Origin of the sequence: Bacteroides sp. 224, from assembly GCF_010500995.1 — a bacterium.
GTDB lineage: Bacteria > Bacteroidota > Bacteroidia > Bacteroidales > Bacteroidaceae > Bacteroides.
This window is the reverse complement of the sequence record NZ_QVMK01000039.1, coordinates 8,141-27,257: the sequence shown is the minus strand read 5'-3', so window position 1 is coordinate 27,257 and position 19,117 is coordinate 8,141. Positions and strand designations below refer to the sequence as shown.

Sequence of the window (19,117 nt, the reverse complement as noted above, 5' to 3'; positions counted from 1 at the left end):
GAGTCGACCAAAGTGCCCGAGAGGGGGTTGTAGGGTGGGTTACAGAACATCGATTTGCCTTTGCCGCAAAGACAAGCTTACGTTTGCCGCAAAGACGATGTTGCGTTTGCCGCAAAGGCAAGTCGACGTTTGCGGCAAAGGCAAAACGGCCCGGATAATTATTTACTTTTGAGGATAAATTGCCGTATATTAAGTAGATAGGTTGTAATCTTATTCTTCTTCATATTCCCACTCGGCATTAGAACTCTCCCTCCATGCGCGGCAACCGTATTGCAAATGATAAACTTCATTGATTGAGGGATCGAGCTTTATTATTTCTTCCAGACAAACGAGTTGTGCATCATCTGTATTGGGTTCGGAAGTTGTATGAAACTGCCAGTCGCCATCTTCATTATGATATACAAAGAGTATTGGTTCTCCTTCAAAGGCTTGTTTGGTAGTATATACACCCAGATTTCTTTCTTCATAAAATTTAAAATCCGTGTTTCTGTCTAATAATGGTTGGCGGAATTTCCAATCGGGGTTGAAGGCTTTATCCCAAGGAAAATTATGTTGTTTGTCCGGCCATACAATTTGCAATAGTGGGAAATCGAAACTATTGTCATAATACCAACCGGCATACCCCACATAATCGGCGTAAAACTCTTTCTCTACTTCCAGAAATTGAATATCATAGCCTTTTAGAAATCCACTATATGGTTTGCCCGGCTCAAATGAAGCACCTTGTTTTATCAAATCCCGAGCATGATTTAAAATGGCTCCCATAATTTCATTGTGCAATCCAAAGCAAATTATTTCTGGGTGGTTGAACTTCTTATGAAGCCCAATTGTGTAAACAAATCCGGGTAGATAATTGTCCGGCTCAATCAGCGCCAAGTGGCAACCATAAGTTTCAATATTGCTTAATATTGTTTTTTTGGCTTCTCTGTCGTGATGGGTGTGGTTGTCTTCTATCATCTTACAATTTAATCATTACGTTGCGAATTTATATATATATCTTCTGATAATCAAAAAAATATTCGATATTTGTGCATCTCACACGGCTTTTTCATTTAAGAAATATTGTTCATTACTTGTTGTTGTAATAAAAATCCTTATATTCGTGCACAGCGATGCCGAAGCACCGCCTTAGGTGTTTCTTCTTATCGTTCATTTTTTAATATTTTTTTGCAGGCGGAATTCAATGCTAATTTGTCTTCCGCCTTTGTTTTTGCGATAGCAAAAATACGACTTATTTTCCTGATATACAACTATTTACGCATAATTAACCTAAAGAAGAAACACCTTGACTGTCTTCGTGGCAGCATTATGACTCATTTGAGAAAATTTGTGTCATCAGTTCCCGAATACCGCAGAACAAGCAGGGGAAACTTCAAACACAAACTTGAAGATATCCTCATGCTTGCAATCTTGGGCAGGCTCAGTAAGTGTATTACCAGAGCTGAAATACTTCAATTTGGCAAACGTCACTTAAAACGTCTGCAAGCAAAAGGGCTATTCCCGTCCGGGTTACCCTCAGAAGCCACACTTTGCCGTGTGTTTCAAAACATAGACGATGAAAAGATGGCTGATCGAATGTCTGCTTTTGCAGAGGTTTTCCGCAAGGAAATATCCGTTTGGGAAACTGACATCATTTGTATTGATGGAAAGGCTATGCGAGGTACCTTGTACGATAACGGACGTAACCCTGATATCGTATCCGCATATTCACTCCGTTCGGGCTTTACTTTGGCTACTGATATTTGCAAGGAGAAAAGTAACGAAATCAAATCCGTTCCCCGACTATTGGACAAAGTAGATGTGTCAGGATGTGTAGTCACGGCAGATGCCATGTCATTTCAAAAGGTAATAATAGACAAGATTAGAGATAAAGGAGCAGACTTCGTGATCGAACTCAAGGCGAATCAAAGATCTTTGCGCTATGGGCTTGAAGATTCCATAAAAACCGCCACTCCCACTGATGTCTATAAGGAAGGTCCATACTTGGAACACGGCAGGATTGAGTCAAGGATATGCCGTATATACCGTGGAGAAGAGCTTATTGTTGACAGGGAAAAATGGAATGGCAATTTGACAGTTATAGAAATACTCACATCTACACAGAAAAAGTCTGATGGCAAGAGTTCATCTGAACAGCGGCTGTACATTTCAAGTCTGGATAGCAGTGCGGAACGGCTTAGTCGGATAACCAAACAGCATTGGGCTATTGAAAGCATGCACTGGGATCTTGACCGCAATCTCCGCCAGGACAGTATAAAGCGTAAAGCTGAACGGGCGGCAAGGAACCTGGACACAATTCAAAGGATGGTGTTGGCACTGATTGCCGTTTGGAAGAACAGAAGGAAAAAAATATCAGATAAGAGAAAGGGGACGGCTCAAATAATGAGAGAGCTATCAGCGAGTTTCACTAATATGTTGCATTTTCTAGATCAAAAATGAGAATAATTCAGATTTGATATAGTTGTAAATTATTGATTACCAACAATAGAGTTAGCGCCCATATTGCACAGGTATGGGTAGGGGCATTGTACGCCTAAATCAAAGCTTAAATGAAAAAGCCGTGCATCTCAGAAAACACTCTCCCTAAAAGGAGTGACCTAATGATCACCCCTTCAGGGTGAGTGAAATATAACTCGGAGGATAACACCAGCGAACTTTTGCCAACACCCGAGGAGCCGACAAAAACCACCGTTTCGCCTTCCGATATAAACTGCCGCAAGCCGAGAATCGTTTCGGGCTCATGGATACTTTTTAGCAATGAATTGTGAGGACATTGGAATTTGGTTCAATAGTTCTATTTTCGTTACTCATTATAGTAATGTGTTTTCATCAAACACCTCATTCTCGCTTCTTTATAAATTTAAACGAGAAATAGAGAATACATAATAATAATCCCATAAAGATTGTCATCCCCCAAGTTCTTGAATGAGCAAATGGGTTAAGAAATCTATCGCTAATGTCGAATGCCAATCCAAATGGATTTTGTATAATATCCCAACTGTTCCAACGAAGGTATCGCCCTAAATAAACACCAAAACTGCTCAAAAACAATAGCGAAACTGAAACCATAGTAATATATTTCTGTTTCAGATACTTTGAAAGAATGCGTTCAATATCCCATAAACTGAAGAATCCAAAAAGTATGCCTGTCCACGCAAACGAGAGTATTAAGACTAAATCAAACCAAATAGGCATTGATAATTTAAGTCTTAAATGAAACAAATCCGTAAGAATATAAGGGGCATTGGGAAAAAACAGCAACCAAACACAAATAACTAAACCAACTATTATTTTGTTTTGTTGAATTTTGGGGTGTATTATCAACCAAGTGGTTAATAACCAAGGAATAAATGCTAAAAACAAATTCCAATTTAAGAACAAGAATGCTTTTGTGTCAGAGTAACCATGCCTCAATATTGTTAGGGCAAAACAAAAAAGAGATAGTCCACCCAAAAATAACAGTTCATTTAGACGATTTGCGTTTCTTATTTTTGTCAACATAACGATTATATAATCATATTTCGTCCAAAGTTAAGCACTTTGTTTCAATTTCGTCAGTTAATGTTATTAATTTCTGAGAACAAAATTGAGACTGCGAAATCAACAGTTCCAATGATTCGTATCTTTCCAAAGATTATTCTTCATAATGTCATACAAAATTGCTTTCTAATTTGCAAATTCAAGAGAAATTCATGGAATATGCTTGAAGCAAAAATAAATAAAAAAAACAAATATCAACTTGACAACATCATTAGGAGAATCTTTCTGGCGATTTCGTGCCAAAAATCATTCTATATTGATAATCAGACAGATATAATTTCTTAAAATTGCAATTCAGTCAATAATTCTGTTTTAGTCAATAATTTTAATACATATATCTGTTTTTCCGACTTATCCTCAAAAACTTCTTCTTGAAAGCCTCCAAACTTGTGAATCGTACTAAATCCAGCCCATTTCAAATATGAATCTAATTCTTGCGGGAAAAACAGTCTCATATCTAAATTCTGGACTGAATGAAATTGTCCATTAATAAAATAATGCCATTCTATGCGGTTAATCTGAGTCTTATTCTCATATCGAATTGTCTGTTTTATCAAAACTTCTCTTCCATCAGCGGTAGTATATGCAGCAATTTCTTTCTGTTCTTTCTCTGCTTCAACGACGTATTGAATATTAGGATTAAAACAATCTAATAGAAATAAACCTCCGTCTTTAAGATGGTTTCTAACAGTATTGAATGCTTTAAACAGATCTTCATTCTTATATAAATGATGGATTGAATTAAATGGTATGAAAATAAGGTCAAACTTCTCCTGTAAGTTTAATGTCCGAATATCAGCTTCTATGAAATTAATTTCTAATCCAGCTTTGGATGCTTTTGTCTCTGCTTGTTCAAGCATTGATGGAGTATAATCTACTCCGCAAATATTGTATCCATCTTGTGCAATGGGAATGGTGAGCCTTCCTGTACCACAGCAAAGTTCCAGTATTTTTGCATCCTTATTTTTTGGTAACCACTTTTTATAAAATTGCAAATCAGACAGAAAGGTATTTAATCCATCATAAATATTTGCGTCATAAATCAAATCACCAACTTTGTAATCTGTGTTCATTTTATTCTTCAAACTTAAAAAGTTCCTTACTCATCTTAAAATTAGTGAGGTACAATTGATTTGCTTTCCGTTTTTGCTCTTCATCAACTTGAAAACCTTGCTTTTCGAAAAACGGTTTTGCTGTGATGCTAACTTCTGATGTTAATTTCTTTGCACCTTTTTCTTTCGCATAGACTTCAATGAATTTATATAAAGATGTTGCAATCCCCTGATGCTGAAAATCTTTGTGTACAAACAACGTATGTATATAACCAGTATCATTTACAGAAGCAAAACCTACAATCATTCCATTTTTACTTTCTGCCACTACATAATGCTGTTCATCGAAATGCTCAACTAAATAACTGACATCATCTACACATGAGGCCCAATCTTCCACTTCCTCGACTGTGTAATCTTTTCGGTTTACAGTCATAATTGTATTCTGATATAACTCTTTCAAAATCGGAATATCAGACGGGCTTGCTTGGCGGATTTTATTCTTTTCTAAATTCATACTAATTACTATTCTATTTCTTTTATACGCTCTATCTGCCTATTCAAGAAATAATCAGCGTATATCGTATAGTCTTCCGTTTCATAAAAGGCAATCAATCCTTTTCTGTAATTCAGTATATCAGCATCTTTGGCTGAATAAACCGGGATTATATCTGCATTCATCAAGGCAATGCTTTCCATCATGCGGGCTGTTCGCTTATTTCCGTCAATAAAAGGCTGCAAACGTGCAAGGTTACAATGTAGATATACAGCTTTTTCTAATGGGTTGGTATATTGTTCCTGATTAAACAGAATCTCATTTAATCCGCTTTTTATTTCCTGCAAGCTTTTAGGGGGAGTGTATTCTGTTCCACTAATACGAACACCACGCGTTCTTAACGCTCCCGATTCTTCATTAGAAACCAATCCGGTTGAAATAGATTGATGTACCCTGAAAAGAGTACGTTCATTTATTGCCTCTTGATTTTCCCCTTTGTTGATATATTCAAGTTCTGAAATGAATGTATTATAGAGGTTCTTAAGCATCTTAGCATCTTCATACCGCTTTTCGGAGGTAATACCGTCTTTCAGCAAAGCTTCTGTTTCAACGTATGTATAGGTGTTACCTTCTATTTTCCCGGAATAATAACACCATACAACTGCCAAGTCTTTTATTTCATTAGAATAAAGTTCTGACAATTTAGCTAAGGGACTTTGCAATATGAAAGCCGCTTTTTCTTTATGTTCTTTATTGAATATGGGGTGCATATTATTGTTTTCTGTTATTAATATTGATAATATTGAGTTTATAACGCTTGTTGCACGCCGGAGTTTTAATTACTTTCTTTTTCTTTAATTGTCCAAGGTGTTTACGCAGTGAATGCGTATTTCTACGCAACACAAAGATAAGAAATACATCGGAGAACAATAGTTACCAAGACAACATTTCGTCTTAAGTCCATGTTTTGCTGCAGATAAATGAGGAATTATCTTATTCGTAATCGTATCTTTGCTGAGTACTTTGTACATAATGAAGCGTTATTTATTGTTTAGTGATTACAAAGTTAAGATGACTTTAGAATTATGACTATTAAAGACTTTGAAAACCGAGCCTCTTTTCAAGGTGGCTATGACAGAGTATTCGGCGAATGGAAAATCATTGATATACATGAAATCCCGGATAAAATGTCGGAACACCACGAAGTTGATTTCTATTGTAGCAATGGTAAGCAGGTTTACCTCTTGCGCCTGCGTAACAGAGGAGTCGAAAAATATGAGATTGTTGGTGAAAACCCTTCATGTCTCATTGCGGAGCTACCAATAAGAGGGATTGATGATCGTTTTCTTGAGGTTGTATTATCAAAGTTTGGTTTGGGTATGGGGGGCTAATCATGGCATTTTCAGATAGTAGTTTATCCCAAAAAGTAAATTATTATTCAGCCCGTTCTGTAACCCACCCCACAGCCCCTTCTCGGGCACTTTGATCGACTCGAATGTGCTAACTCAATGTGTGAATAAATTATTTTTGTTTTGTTTCAAGGCAACGACATGTTACGTCACCCCCTTGCCTTACCTTTGTATATATAATCTTTATTTATTCACCTAAAACAAACATTATTATGAGTTTAAAGTACAGTATTGCAGAGTTAGGAAACCCGTTGCGCCCACAAGATGATAAGAGGTTTTATGCCCGTAGCCAAGTGCGCGAAGATGTTGACATTTACCGCCTTGCGCGTGAAATCGCGTATTCGAGTAGTCAGACTGAGGGCGATGTGTTGAGTACCATTTTCTCTCTGTTTCAGAAAACGGGCGAGCATCTGGCCGATGGAGACAGCGTTAGCCTGGGCGATTTTGGTAGGTTTCAGTATCACATCTCAAGTCGCGGAGCGGCTACAAAAGAAGAATTTACCTCAGGATGTATTCGCGACGTGAAACTTCGTTTTCGTCCCGGTCGCATGATTCGCACCTCCGTAGCCGACCATACTTACGAGCAGGTACTATCCGTAAAAGCCCGCAAAGCAGCAAAGAAAAACGGGTAGGTTTTATACCGCCACCGGAGTTTACTCCCCCGCAAATGTCTTATATATTAAGGTGTTTGTGGGGGATTTTTTTGTACGATGCACAATGTGGTCAGATTTTACATGTAAAATCCGGCCAACTTATACGGTCGAAACGGTCGATTCAGCCGTATGCGACAGCCGATTTAGCCGTATGAGTTGGGCGACTTAGCCGGGTGTGTTGACTGACTTAGCTGTATGTGCCTGTCTTTTCCTGATTTCAGTAGACGGTTTTCTGTTTTATTATCTATATCAGTAGACACTTTTGTGAAAGTCGTACTGACGTAGTAGACACAACTGAGAAAGTTGTGCTGTTTTCCTTGACATCTGCTCCCAAACCTTGCCGGATTTTCCGAGCCCGGCTTGCTTGTTCGGTAAGATTTTGTGCCCCTCGAAGGGGCATAAAATCTTTATTCAGGTTTGCCGGCATACACCTTCGCCCTGACTTGTTGTTCGGTCTTGCAAAGGTATAGTATCTTCTTCTTTATTATCACATTTGGGAAGATATTTTTTCTTTTTCCACATTTTTTTCTGTATTCCGTTCTCCAGATGTACCACAGCTGGTATCTTGTACCCTATGCTCATGTGTGGTCTTCGATAATTGTAGAAGTGTATGTAGCGTCCGATAACATTGCGAGCATGCTCTATATCGTTGAATCGTTCTCTTCGATAGACTGTTTCCACCTTGATTATTCCATTGATACGCTCAGCAATAGCATTGTCCGTAGGTTTATAATCTTCCGTCATGCTGACCCCGATTTTGTACTTTTGAAGCACTCCTACATACTGGTCACAGCAATATTGTACGCCACGGTCGGAATGATGTATCAGTCCGGATAAATCTTCGTTTCCCCTGATGGATGTTGCTTGCTTTATTGCTTGTAGTAGTGCTTCCACAGTGATGGCAGCGCGAAGAGTATCGGCAAGTACCCATCCTACTATCTTATGAGAGTATGCATCAGTGATCAGGTGAAGATAACATATATTCCCACCATGAAGTGATATATATGTAATATCACTGACCCACAGCTGACCAGCGGCGGTTGGGACAAATCCCTTTATCAGATTCTTCCACTTACGATAGCGGTGATTGGAGTTTGTCGTACATCGCGCCTTACGAACGGGAAGCATCAAATGATGGCGGCGAAGCAGCATGTAGAAGCTATCGCGGCCAGGCATAAATTTCTCGCCGAATAGCATAGTGAGCATTATCCAAAGCTTGTACCCACCGATACCGGGATCCTCGTTACGAATCTCATGAACCGCATCCAAGATCACGCGATTCCTTCTCATCTCTGATTCAATGTCAGCCTTTGACTGGTAGAAGGCTTGACGGCAATGGCCAAACAGACGGCAAGCCAACGCAACCTTAAGATTGCGCTGACTGACCAGTTCCGTTACTACTTGGCCCCAGATTTTTTTCTAATGGGAATATTAAAGTACTCCTCAGCACGGGTAATCATAAGATCACGCGCTTCTGTTTCAAGCTTAGAGTAAGAAAGGGCTTTTTCCAAGTCCTTTATGCGCTTCTTGAGTTGCGCATTCTCATCTTTGTAGTCATCCTTACTGCGATTTGGCATTTCTGAGAATTCTTGGTCAGAAGGCAAATTTAGTGTTTTTTCGCGAACAGAGTATCTTCGAATCCAGCTATTAAGCAAAGATATGTCATAAACACCGTGTTGCTTACAAAAAGCGTTCTTACTAAGACCTGATTCATAATAGAGTTGAAGAAGAGATAAACGATCTTCATCACTGTAAACTTTTGCTTTTTTACGCATAATAGTTGCACATTTATTGGTTACTAAATGTGTCTACCTATATCAGTATAAGACAGCCCTTTGTAATTATGTTGAAAACTAAAATAAACTCCTAAACAGAAAGCATTTTTAAGCAGAGTGTAACGAATTAACTGAATCTGTGTTCGTTACGCTTTGTATTGCAATAGGCTGAAAAGCATATTTAAGCGAACCACAGTAGGAGTTTCGCTACTATATCATTACTTAAATGACGATGTAGATAATTTTCTAATCGATTTTTATTCAGTGGCTTGCGTAGTTTCTCATGCCGTCAAATAACTAATTTTGTAACCAGAAAAATCATTAAGTTATGAGGTCGACACCGACAGGCTGAAATTATCTATCAACGGGCAGAATATCATAGATTGGTTTAAAGAACAGTTCGGCAAACTTCGACAGACTGTAAGACCACATATAAAACCCGCTCTGCCCACGCCAAAGAGAAGGCAAGGAATATAAGCCTCCGACGAAGCCAGAACGAAATACGGATAAAGGTTTTTAAGAGATAATGATGTCTATTTTCCTGATATTTACTAATTTTGGCAGAACAATGAAAACAAGATAATTATATGAATGAGTTAGAATCACTAAAAGGAATATTCAAGGACAGAATATTTAAAATACCAGACTATCAGCGTGGCTATGCTTGGACAACCAGACAACTAAAAGACTTTTGGGAAGATTTAGTTAATCTTCCTTCTAACAGATTTCATTACACAGGGCTTCTTTCTTTAAAAAAAGCAGATAGAAGCACATGGAATAACTGGAATGATGAACGTTGGCTTATAGAAGAAAGAGGCTTTAAGCCATTTCATATTGTAGATGGTCAACAACGTCTTACAACATTCGTGATTTTCATTCAGGCTGTTTTAGAGCTATTAAAATCTACCCCAGAGAATATAGGCAAAACAGATGATGAGATTTATCTTGGTTCATTTAGCCTAAAAGCCATTAAAGAAGAATATCTTGTCATAGAACGTCCACCCCAGTTTATTATTAGAACCTATAAGTTTGGTTATGAAGTAGATAATCCGAGTTTCAAATATCTTCGACATAAAATTTTCCTCGAATCAAATAGTGGTACGATTCAAGAAACATTCTATACACTCAACCTTGAAAACGCAAAACGCTTTTTCATAGAGAGTCTTCAGAAATATTACGATCAATATGGCTTGCCTGAAATAGAGGTATTATTTAAGAAAGCCACACAAAATTTGATGTTTAATGTCTATGAAATTAGTGATGATTTTGATGTGTTTGTGGCTTTTGAAACAATGAACAACAGAGGTAAGAAATTATCAAATTTGGAGCTTCTGAAAAACAGGCTGATTTATTTGACAACTCTATACGAAGAAAGTGAACTGAAAAAAGATGAAAGAAACTCTTTAAGAGAGAAAATTAATGACGCTTGGAAAGAAGTATATTACCAATTGGGAAGAAATAAACGAAATCCGCTAAATGACGATGACTTCTTAGTCGCTCATTGGATCATGTATTTTCAATATACAAGAGAAAAAGGTGATGATTATATAAGATTCTTATTAGAACAAAAATTCACTCCGCAAAATATATACACAAAAACAGAGATAGAGATCACCTCGTTACAAGATTTTGAAGAGATTAAAGAGGACGAAGATCAAGATCAAGAGGAGGTTAATGTAAATGGAGAAGAAGAAATTACGGTTTTACGCTCTAAACTTTCTCCTAAAGAAATAGAGGATTATGTGAATAGTCTAAAATCTGCTGCCGTTCATTGGTATAATACTCATAATCCTATCAATAATCCCGATCTGACCTCCAAAGAATGCTTATGGATTGACAGATTAAATAGGATAGGGATAATGTATTTCCGCCCTTTGGTCACAGCCTCTTTCCTCAATAAGAATATAAATGCTAATGAAAGAATAAAGCTTTTTAAAACTATTGAGAGGTTTATATTCATAGCATTCAGAATGAGTCGCTCAATGGCTAATTTCAGAAATAGTGAGTTCTATAGAACAGCTCGATTATTAAGAGTAAATCACTTTACAGTAAATGAAGTAGTAGAAAGAATTAATAATCTGACAGAAGAAGTATTCTTTTATATCTCTAAAGATGACGGAAATACATATTTTGACTATGGTTATTTTCAGAAATTCTTAGATAAAAAGTTCAAAAGTGGGGGTGGATTCTATTATTGGAACGGACTTCGTTATTTTCTTTACGAATATGAGATGGATAAAGTTAGACAAAGAGGTAGCCTAAAGATTGATTGGAAACTTTTTGTAAAAAGCGAAAAAGACAAAGTATCAATCGAACATATTTACCCACAAACGCCTACGCATAAATGCTGGAAAGAGAGCTTTAAGGGCTATAAGAAATCTCAACGCCCATATTTCCAAGGCACATTAGGCAATTTGCTACCTCTATCTCAGAGCATTAACTCAAGCCTGCAAAATGATTGTTTTGAAGAAAAGAAAAAGGCAAAATACAATGACAGGAATGAGAAAATAAGACAAGGGTATTCTGATGGTTCTCATTCAGAGATTGAGGTTGCCGGTTATGATGAATGGAATCCTGAATCTATCTTGCATAGAGGAAATAAACTATTAGAGTTTATGGAGAAACGTTGGGAATTAAAATTTGAAAACGAATATGCAAAAGCAGAATTGCTGTTTCTTGATTTTACGTTTCCAGATGAAGAAGAGGATAATCAATCAGATGAATAGATCATGAAAAATAGTGATTTTACTTCATTAAACACTGATGATGAATTATTTAAAAAACGTAAAGGGGATAATCCCGCTTGGTGGCAATTTGTAAAAGAGAATAGCCAGAAGGTTTTTATGTGGATATCCGCAAGGGCAATTCTTCAAATATCTACTATAATGTAAGTTCCCTGCTTAAAATCACTTTCTCTAAAGGCTTGATTAAAGGTAAAATACATCAATATTACTTGGGCATAGCAGGTTTAGAATATATTGATTATGAGTTAGACCGTTGCCTATGGACGTAGATGAGATAAAAAATAGTTGGAATATCCTTTATTATCTGAACACAAAGGTATATTTCAAGGACAAAACGTCAAGGTCAAAATGAATTTTATCAAAAATCTTCCTTTCTCGTACCTCGAAAGAGTATTTTCGATAAAAGCCTTGTCTTATTTGTTCTTTTCATAAGAGGGTGTTTACCAGATAAAAAAGGAAAAATATATGCTTGAAGTCCCAAAGAAATCATCTACCTTTACAGCCGAGTTATTTGATAGTATTACACCGCAAAACGCTGAAATACGCACGGTTACTAAATCATTACTTCTGAAATTCAAAAACTCTGTGAAAGGTTTATTCCTCAATCAGTTAAGTCAAACCGATGAAAACTAAAATAGTAGCATCCTATTGGTTGATTGGAAACAAATCAATACATTTGCAAAACACATCAATAATTTGACAAATGGAGCTTAATAGATTGAAAGTTATACTCGTGGAGAAAAGGTAGTAGAAAACTTTTTCTCTGTTATAGGTTGAAATATTATAAAACCGGATAAGAATTTTCATATTTATATTCATGGCAACCGAGAACTTATAGAGCAAGGCGAAGATAAAAAAGGGAAATCCTATAAGGTTTATTATCAGAAAGAAGATTAAAATATGACAAAGAAAAACAAATTACAAATCCGCAATAGTACAGCTGAATTTCTCATTTTCACCAATCAGGCGAAGGAAAATGGTATTGAAGTACGAGTTCAGGATGAAACGATTTGGCTTAGTCAAAAGTTGATGGGAACTTTGTTTGACTGTTCAACAGACAACATATCACTACATCTTAAAAACATATTCAAAGAGAACGAATTAGATGAGAATTCAGTTACCGAGGAATTCTCGGTAACTGCATCAGATGGTAAGACCTACAAGACAAAACACTATAATCTTGATGCAATTATTTCTGTCAGATACCATGTCAATACCAGTCGAGCGAATAATAATGCCGACTATTTGAAATGAACGTTTATCATAACACATTAAACACCTTTGCTTTTGCAATAAAAAACAAGAATAAATGAACATCGAAACAGAACGTTTACTGCTTCGTCCGATTACAGAAAACGACGCAGACGACATTTACAGCTACTCCAAAAATAAAAATGTAGGCATAAATGCAGGATGGGAACCTCATAAAAACATTGAAGAAACACGTGAGGTAATGAAAATAGTATTCCTCAATCAAGAGTTTGTATTTGGTATAGTGCTGAAAGAAACAGGCAAATTGTTTGGCTCCATTGGTTTGGTTGCCGACCCCAAAAGACAAAACGAAAAATCAAGAATGATTGGTTATGCAATCGGGGAAGATTACTGGGGAAAAGGCTATATGACCGAGGCTGTTACCGCCTTGCTGCGTTTTGGATTTGAGGAATTAAACCTTGATTTGATTTCTGCATACTGCTATCCATATAACGAAGGATCGAAGAATGTATTGAAGAAATGCGGATTCCGCTACGAAGGTCGGCTTAGCTTGGCAGAGAAACGTTACGATGGCGAAGTACTTGATAATGAGTGCTATGCGGTTTTTAACACACCGGCCACCTTACTTTCCATGCCAAAATCATGCTAAACAAAAACCAGCCACCTAACAATATCAATAAAACAATGATACAAAAAGCCATTGCTGCAATTGCATCAGGTTCTTGTGTATTGCCACGTCCCATACCATCTTCGCCAATAAGGTAGGGAAAAACAATTCAGAAAAAAAATAAAACTACGCACAAAAATTGCGCACCTGCCTTCTTAACTTTGTGCAACAATTAAAGCATATCAATTATGATACTGAAAATCAAAAGCGACAACAAACACCTTCTGGATATTCTCTATAAGAATCCGGATACCGACTTTGGACTCTATTTTAAGTCCATGAAAAACGGGCAGGTAGTTGGCAATGCCGTGAGCAAGCACTGCTACGAAGTGGTATTTCAGGATACCCGCTACAGCTATATGCCCGAAGATGCCAACCAAATGGATTATCAAAGCTACTGCTCGCCACTGACTATCTTGCACATCTGCAACGAATTGTTTAATCATCTGCTGAAAAGCAAAGAAGAGTACGAAACAAGAGAAATAGCTTGGCTACATATAACACAGGGCGAAGCCGATACGGAAAGTTGTACAATAGAAGTTCCATCGTTTTACATTGACTCTTCGTGGTACCGGAGAGGGAAGTTTCTACTATCCAAATACTTCGAAGGAATATTGGTAGAGCAGCAGAGCAACCGTATCTTTAAACTAACAATTACAGCCAAGAGCATATTCGAAGCTTTCAACCTGCTGGCACTCGTAGCCCTGTTTACCCATGCAACAAACGAATACAGCATTTATACTTATATAGACGAACATCTGGCACAAAAGTACGGACGCATCCTGACCAACATTGATAATGTGCCCTACTTTGTATTTTACCTCTTCATTATGCGTGCAGTAAAATCGCCACAACAATTTGAAGAACTGAAACCTGTATTCGAAAACTATCTGGCAAAGAATGGTTTGGAAGCCAACCTGGTTCTTATGGGAACTACCCGCCAGCGACTGGAATTTATTACCAAGCAATTGGAGCCCGATATACCTGTTCTCGATATTGGTTGTGGAGAATTTATGTATTATAAAAAGATGATGCAGAAAGGTTTTACCGCACCTTACCATGCAGTAGATCAGGATGCCCGGTTCGTTAAACTGGCAGAAGCAGTTGGTCGCAGGTACGATGAAGACAATTTACACTTTTATCGTTCGGTAGATGAGTTTGTGTCTCCCGAGAAGGTAAATATCATTATGACCGAAGTGATTGAACACAACCCATTGACCGAAGTACCGAAGTTGATCGGTAAAGCATTGTCGTACAAATTCAACAAACTGATAATTACCACCCCGAATGCAGAATTCAACCAACACTATACAATGGATAGTGATATGCGGCACGAGGATCATCACTTTGAACCTACCCGCCAGGAGTTCAAGGAGTTGATAGAAACATGTACGGCAAACATGTCTTTGAATATAGAATATTTTCAACTGGGCGATAGCTTGAATGGTATTCAACCCACACAAGGATGTATTATTAGTAAAGTTGGAAATTGAAATTTTAGAAAAGATGGAAGACCTGAAGAAATTAAAAAATAGAATAGACCATTTTTGTGCGAACAAGGTAAATGCTTTTTCGCCTACCATATCTCCTGCGCCAAAATCATTGGAACGCAATGAAATTGAAAGTATAGATAAAGCAGTTCGCTTCTTTTATAAAAACGAGGTAACAGAGATAGTGGTTCAGAAGAAATATATGGGTTCGTACTGCGATATCTACCTGCACAAAAACCTGGAAGAAACATATTTTGTAAGCCGCAATGGGTATATGATAGATTTTATCGACATGAAAGCTGCAAAGGAAGCATGCCGGGAGTTGCATGCCAGAATGGACTGGACAAACCTAAGCATTGCAATCATCCAATCGGAAATGATGCCGTGGAGCGTACTGGGAAAAGGGTTGATCGAGAACGAATTTGTTGCTTACCTCAATGTTCACCGCAACCATTCGGATTATCTGTTGCAATCGGACTTATATGATAAAATGACCAAGGTACGGGAATCTGCTGCTTACAAAGAGTATATGGCCGACAAAGAAAATCTTCCACATAAGGAATTACGGGCAAAGTATCCGCACCACATCCTTCGTCAATACGATTCGTTGACTCAGTTCAATCTACTTGATCTGGAGGCCTATAAAAAGAGTTTGGATATTTACGAAGAACAGATAAACCATTTTGGTCGTCAGGGCGATATTTACTTCAAACCGTTTAACATCCTCAAAAAGATATTTGATGATGGCACGGAGGAGTTTATTAACGACAACCTAAGTTATGCAGAAGTAAACAGCGATGAGTTTATGCACCTTTTTATCAGAAACGATGAAGAATTAGCCGACTCCATAGATAAGATATATGCCTGGTTTGCTACTTTGGAAAAGAATCTGGAAGAAGGGATATTGGTAAAACCCCGTCAGGCTTTTATCAAAGGTTTGCCTCCTGCATTCAAGATCAGGAACAATCAGTATCTCACTATGATTTACGGTGTTGATTATCAGAATCATTACAACAGTTACCTGCAAAAAAGGAGTATCGGCCGGAAACTTGAATGTTCCATCAACGACTGGATGCTGAACTGGGAGTTGCTTAAGGTGAAGTATCAAGACATAGATAAAGAGAACTATTTCTTTAAGAATCTGGTACTGGACCGCATCATGGGCGAGAATGTAGAATCTACTTTAGACAAGAGGTTATAAGAAAATGAAAAAGAATCCACAACTATTAATATTGGTAGGTGCCCCGGGATCGGGTAAATCTACTTTCGCAAAATACTTTATCCGTACTGAAGAGAATTGGATGCGCCTTAGCCGGGATGATTTCCGTACAATGCATTTTACCTATTCCAATCTTTCCGTACACGAAGAATGTTTGATAACCGATATGATTGATGCCTCTATCCATGCATTACTAAAAAAGAAAAGTAATGTGATAATAGACGCTACACACTGTCGTGCTGATTATCTGGAGCATTATATCAACAAGTTTAATCACCTGGCCGATATCTCTTTTAAGATTTTTGAGGTGGATGCCAAAGTTATTGCAGAAAGGTGCGAGAAACGACAACAGGAAACTGGGAAACGTATCCCGATTAATGTACAGCGCCATTTCTTAAGCGATTTGAAAGAGTTGAAAAAGACATTCGACTTCTCCATCCGTCCGAAGACAAAAGAAAAAATCTCATTGCTGGAACAGGATAAGTCCTTGCCGAAAGCAATCATTTGCGATCTCGACGGCACACTGGCATTGATGGATAATCGCAACCCGTTTGACGCCACACACGCCGATGAAGATGAATTGAATGAACCCGTAGCAAATGTGTTGAAAACATTCGCCGGCCAGGGATACCGGATACTTTTAGTGTCGGGTCGGGAAGATCGCTTCCGCGAGCCTACAGTTCGTTTCCTTGAAAAACATGCCATTACTTATCATCAGCTATGGATGCGTCCGTCGAAGGATTATAGAAAAGATTCGATCATCAAAAGAGAAATCTTTGATGCGGAAATAAATGGGAAGTATTATATTGATTTTATTCTCGATGATCGTAATCAGGTGGTTGATATGTGGCGTAAGGAGTTGGGGTTGAGTTGTTTTCAGGTGGGGTATGGGGAGTTTTGAGAGCGACGAATACCGCCGCTCTCTTTTAACCTAAATCAACTGTTGTTAGCCTGAAATACTAAGAGCCCGTTTAAATTTTCCACAGAATAATTATTATAGGCTCTAATCTATTTATCAAAACGAACATTGTGTTCCCAATGCCGGAAGGAGTTACCTACTTCGGCATCATGTCCATTTCCTCCTGACTTTGACACTGGGACACCCTAAATACTTTCCCAAAATTTTTCATCGAAAAAGCGAGCGATGCTTCTCTGCTGTTCGGTCAAAATCATAGTCTTACTCATCACCTTTCCACTTGTAGGTAGATTAATTTTTATGGTTGTTATGGTTCTAGCAATGCTCAATACTTTGTCTACACTAAGGTTGATTTGTTTTAGGCGTATTATTCGTTCCAGTTCCTTATATATACTTTATACGCCACAAAGCAAATACAGACATGTGCTTCTATCCTCACAGGATTGAAATGAAACATTGGTCTGACCTCAAGTGTGCCCTTTGTGACACGAAAAGCACGTTCTACAACCCAAAGCTCATTATATTGTGCATAAACGTCTTTCGGAGCAAGATTGGTGTTAGTGATATACCCCTTTAAGCCATCCCACTTTTCATCCATGTGTATCTTTTCCGAATTGATAGTTACTTTCACATCATCGGAAATGTCTAAGAACTTGTTATATCCTCGTTTATTGATATTCTCTTTTGTTATATTGCCACTCTTATATGCCTTTTGTAAACGCCTGATTCCCTTCTGTCTGTTGTAACAGTCTTTTTTTGCCCGTTTCTGTGAATAACAAACGATTAATCTCCTCTCCCCTTTAAAATGCTCATAAAACACACCGTCAACTTTCTCCAATGAAAAGATCCATTGCTTAACTTCATCAGTTTCATTCTTTATTCTGGCACCAATAATATAGTTATAACCGCCCTGCTCTAAAAGCTCTAGATTGGATTTATTCATCAAACCGGAATCGGCAACAACAACAAAATCCTCTAAATTGAACTTGTAAATAAAATCTTCTATGATGGGTATCATGGTTCTACCTTCATATTGGGAACCGTTGAATAGAGAATATGAAAGTGGGTATCCCCCACGACTGACTAATAAACCAAGCACAATCTGGGATTGGCTATGTTTGCCGTCCTTAGAAAAACCTGTTTCACGAAAACCATCAGCATAGTCCGATTCAAAGTAAAGAGTAGTCACATCATAAAACACTAAACCAATATTACCACCCAGAATCTTACGGGTATGTTCTACGCTGATTTGTTGAATGAGGTCTTGCTGATTGTTGCCCAACTTATCCAAATAACGATATATCTTGTGGAGTTGTAGATCTTGGTCAAAATGGGATTTTAGATAATCCACTGTGGCTGCTTTACTCATAGGTTGGGAAAGGCGGGCGGTAACCAGATGCCTTAACACTTCATCTTGGATTTGATTAAAACCAATGAGGTCGAAAACTTTATGGAGAATTAGTTGGATGCCGTTCAACAATATGCTGTCGATGTTGGAAAGTAACTCTTCAATCATTAGTTTCTCGTCCTCTGCTTTTGCTGCTTCTACGAATATATCACGATTGCCCAAATGGTCGCTCAACCATTGTTTGCCTTCTGCATACAGCTCATCTATCCGATTAGCATCTGAACTGCTACCGATAGTTTTTACTACACGATACTTGCCGTGGCTATTGTCAATGATCTGAATGCTGACAACTCCACTAGGGTTCCTCTTTTTACGAACAAACATGTCCCAAAGATAGAAATTTAGCCACTGGGACACCCAAAAACAAAACAATAAAATTGCAAGCCGCTAATAATCAAAGAGATATAAAATAGATCGGGGAAAAGTGTCGAAGTCAGGAAAAAATCTCATTGCTGGAACAGGATAAGTCCTTGCCGAAAGCAATCATTTGCGATCTCGACGGCACACTGGCATTGATGGATAATCGCAACCCGTTT

General features: G+C 37.9%; 18 protein-coding genes and 1 pseudogene. 11 read left to right on the top strand and 8 right to left on the bottom strand.

What is annotated here, in order from left to right:
- Nucleotides 1–210: 210 nt before the first annotated feature.
- Nucleotides 211–957, bottom strand: a complete 747-nt coding sequence (locus D0T60_RS15390) for a DUF4262 domain-containing protein (protein ID WP_163219020.1) — start codon at nt 955–957, stop codon at nt 211–213.
- A 351-nt stretch (nt 958–1,308) separates the two neighbouring features.
- Between D0T60_RS15390 and D0T60_RS15385 the strand changes: the two genes are divergently transcribed.
- The gene (locus tag D0T60_RS15385) at nt 1,309–2,439 is read left to right on the top strand and encodes an ISAs1 family transposase (RefSeq protein ID WP_163219079.1); all 1,131 of its coding nucleotides are present in this window, start codon (nt 1,309–1,311) and stop codon (nt 2,437–2,439) included.
- Between the two features lie 399 nt (nt 2,440–2,838).
- Here the strand turns inward: D0T60_RS15385 and D0T60_RS15380 are convergent, their stop codons facing one another.
- The 4 genes from D0T60_RS15380 to D0T60_RS15365 form a co-directional block, all read right to left on the bottom strand.
- The gene (locus D0T60_RS15380; RefSeq protein WP_163219019.1) at nt 2,839–3,501 is read right to left on the bottom strand and encodes a DUF1361 domain-containing protein; all 663 of its coding nucleotides are present in this window, start codon (nt 3,499–3,501) and stop codon (nt 2,839–2,841) included.
- A gap of 320 nt (nt 3,502–3,821) precedes the next feature.
- Nucleotides 3,822–4,613, bottom strand: coding sequence for a class I SAM-dependent methyltransferase (locus D0T60_RS15375; RefSeq protein WP_163219018.1), 792 nt, complete (start codon nt 4,611–4,613; stop codon nt 3,822–3,824).
- 1 nt (nt 4,614) lies between these two features.
- Nucleotides 4,615–5,109: a GNAT family N-acetyltransferase gene (locus D0T60_RS15370; protein WP_163219017.1), complete on the bottom strand. Its 495-nt coding sequence runs from the start codon at nt 5,107–5,109 to the stop codon at nt 4,615–4,617.
- An 8-nt stretch (nt 5,110–5,117) separates the two neighbouring features.
- Nucleotides 5,118–5,858, bottom strand: coding sequence for a Fic family protein (locus tag D0T60_RS15365; protein WP_163219016.1), 741 nt, complete (start codon nt 5,856–5,858; stop codon nt 5,118–5,120).
- 315 nt (nt 5,859–6,173) lie between these two features.
- Here D0T60_RS15365 and D0T60_RS15360 point away from each other — a divergent pair, with 315 nt between their 5' ends.
- Nucleotides 6,174–6,479 carry a hypothetical protein gene (locus tag D0T60_RS15360; RefSeq protein WP_163219015.1) on the top strand — a complete coding sequence of 102 codons (306 nt, stop codon included), beginning with the start codon at nt 6,174–6,176 and terminating at the stop codon, nt 6,477–6,479.
- 230 nt (nt 6,480–6,709) lie between these two features.
- Entirely contained in the window at nt 6,710–7,129 is a 420-nt protein-coding gene (locus D0T60_RS15355) for a hypothetical protein (RefSeq protein WP_163219014.1), read from the top strand.
- Nucleotides 7,130–7,561: 432 nt separating this feature from the next.
- Here the strand turns inward: D0T60_RS15355 and D0T60_RS15350 are convergent, their stop codons facing one another.
- Both D0T60_RS15350 and D0T60_RS15345 read right to left on the bottom strand, forming a co-directional pair.
- Nucleotides 7,562–8,539 carry an IS3 family transposase gene (locus D0T60_RS15350; protein WP_163219078.1) on the bottom strand — a complete coding sequence of 326 codons (978 nt, stop codon included), beginning with the start codon at nt 8,537–8,539 and terminating at the stop codon, nt 7,562–7,564.
- A gap of 8 nt (nt 8,540–8,547) precedes the next feature.
- Nucleotides 8,548–8,925: a transposase gene (locus D0T60_RS15345; protein ID WP_163219013.1), complete on the bottom strand. Its 378-nt coding sequence runs from the start codon at nt 8,923–8,925 to the stop codon at nt 8,548–8,550.
- Between the two features lie 587 nt (nt 8,926–9,512).
- On the opposite strand from D0T60_RS15345, the gene D0T60_RS15340 reads away from it, so the two are divergent.
- From D0T60_RS15340 to D0T60_RS15305, 8 genes and pseudogenes are all read left to right on the top strand, one after another.
- On the top strand, nt 9,513–11,651 hold the full coding sequence (locus tag D0T60_RS15340) for a DUF262 domain-containing protein (RefSeq protein ID WP_163219012.1): 2,139 nt from the start codon (nt 9,513–9,515) through the stop codon (nt 11,649–11,651).
- Between the two features lie 3 nt (nt 11,652–11,654).
- A complete protein-coding gene (locus D0T60_RS15335; protein ID WP_163219011.1) occupies nt 11,655–11,816 on the top strand; it encodes a hypothetical protein in 162 nt (53 codons plus the stop codon).
- Nucleotides 11,817–12,134: 318 nt separating this feature from the next.
- On the top strand, nt 12,135–12,302 hold the full coding sequence (locus D0T60_RS15330) for a hypothetical protein (RefSeq protein WP_163219010.1): 168 nt from the start codon (nt 12,135–12,137) through the stop codon (nt 12,300–12,302).
- Between the two features lie 267 nt (nt 12,303–12,569).
- A pseudogene (locus D0T60_RS15325) lies at nt 12,570–12,896 on the top strand (cell filamentation protein Fic); the annotation flags it as partial.
- An 82-nt stretch (nt 12,897–12,978) separates the two neighbouring features.
- Complete coding sequence (locus D0T60_RS15320; RefSeq protein WP_163219008.1) at nt 12,979–13,530, top strand: GNAT family N-acetyltransferase; 552 nt, start codon at nt 12,979–12,981, stop codon at nt 13,528–13,530.
- A 206-nt stretch (nt 13,531–13,736) separates the two neighbouring features.
- A complete protein-coding gene (locus tag D0T60_RS15315) occupies nt 13,737–15,041 on the top strand; it encodes a bifunctional 2-polyprenyl-6-hydroxyphenol methylase/3-demethylubiquinol 3-O-methyltransferase UbiG (protein ID WP_163219007.1) in 1,305 nt (434 codons plus the stop codon).
- Nucleotides 15,042–15,054: 13 nt separating this feature from the next.
- Nucleotides 15,055–16,239, top strand: a complete 1,185-nt coding sequence (locus D0T60_RS15310; RefSeq protein WP_163219006.1) for a hypothetical protein — start codon at nt 15,055–15,057, stop codon at nt 16,237–16,239.
- A 4-nt stretch (nt 16,240–16,243) separates the two neighbouring features.
- The gene (locus D0T60_RS15305; protein WP_163219005.1) at nt 16,244–17,158 is read left to right on the top strand and encodes an AAA family ATPase; all 915 of its coding nucleotides are present in this window, start codon (nt 16,244–16,246) and stop codon (nt 17,156–17,158) included.
- A gap of 382 nt (nt 17,159–17,540) precedes the next feature.
- On the opposite strand, the gene D0T60_RS15300 is transcribed toward D0T60_RS15305, so the two are convergent.
- Nucleotides 17,541–18,905, bottom strand: a complete 1,365-nt coding sequence (locus D0T60_RS15300; RefSeq protein WP_370524683.1) for an IS1634 family transposase — start codon at nt 18,903–18,905, stop codon at nt 17,541–17,543.
- Nucleotides 18,906–19,117: the final 212 nt, after the last annotated feature.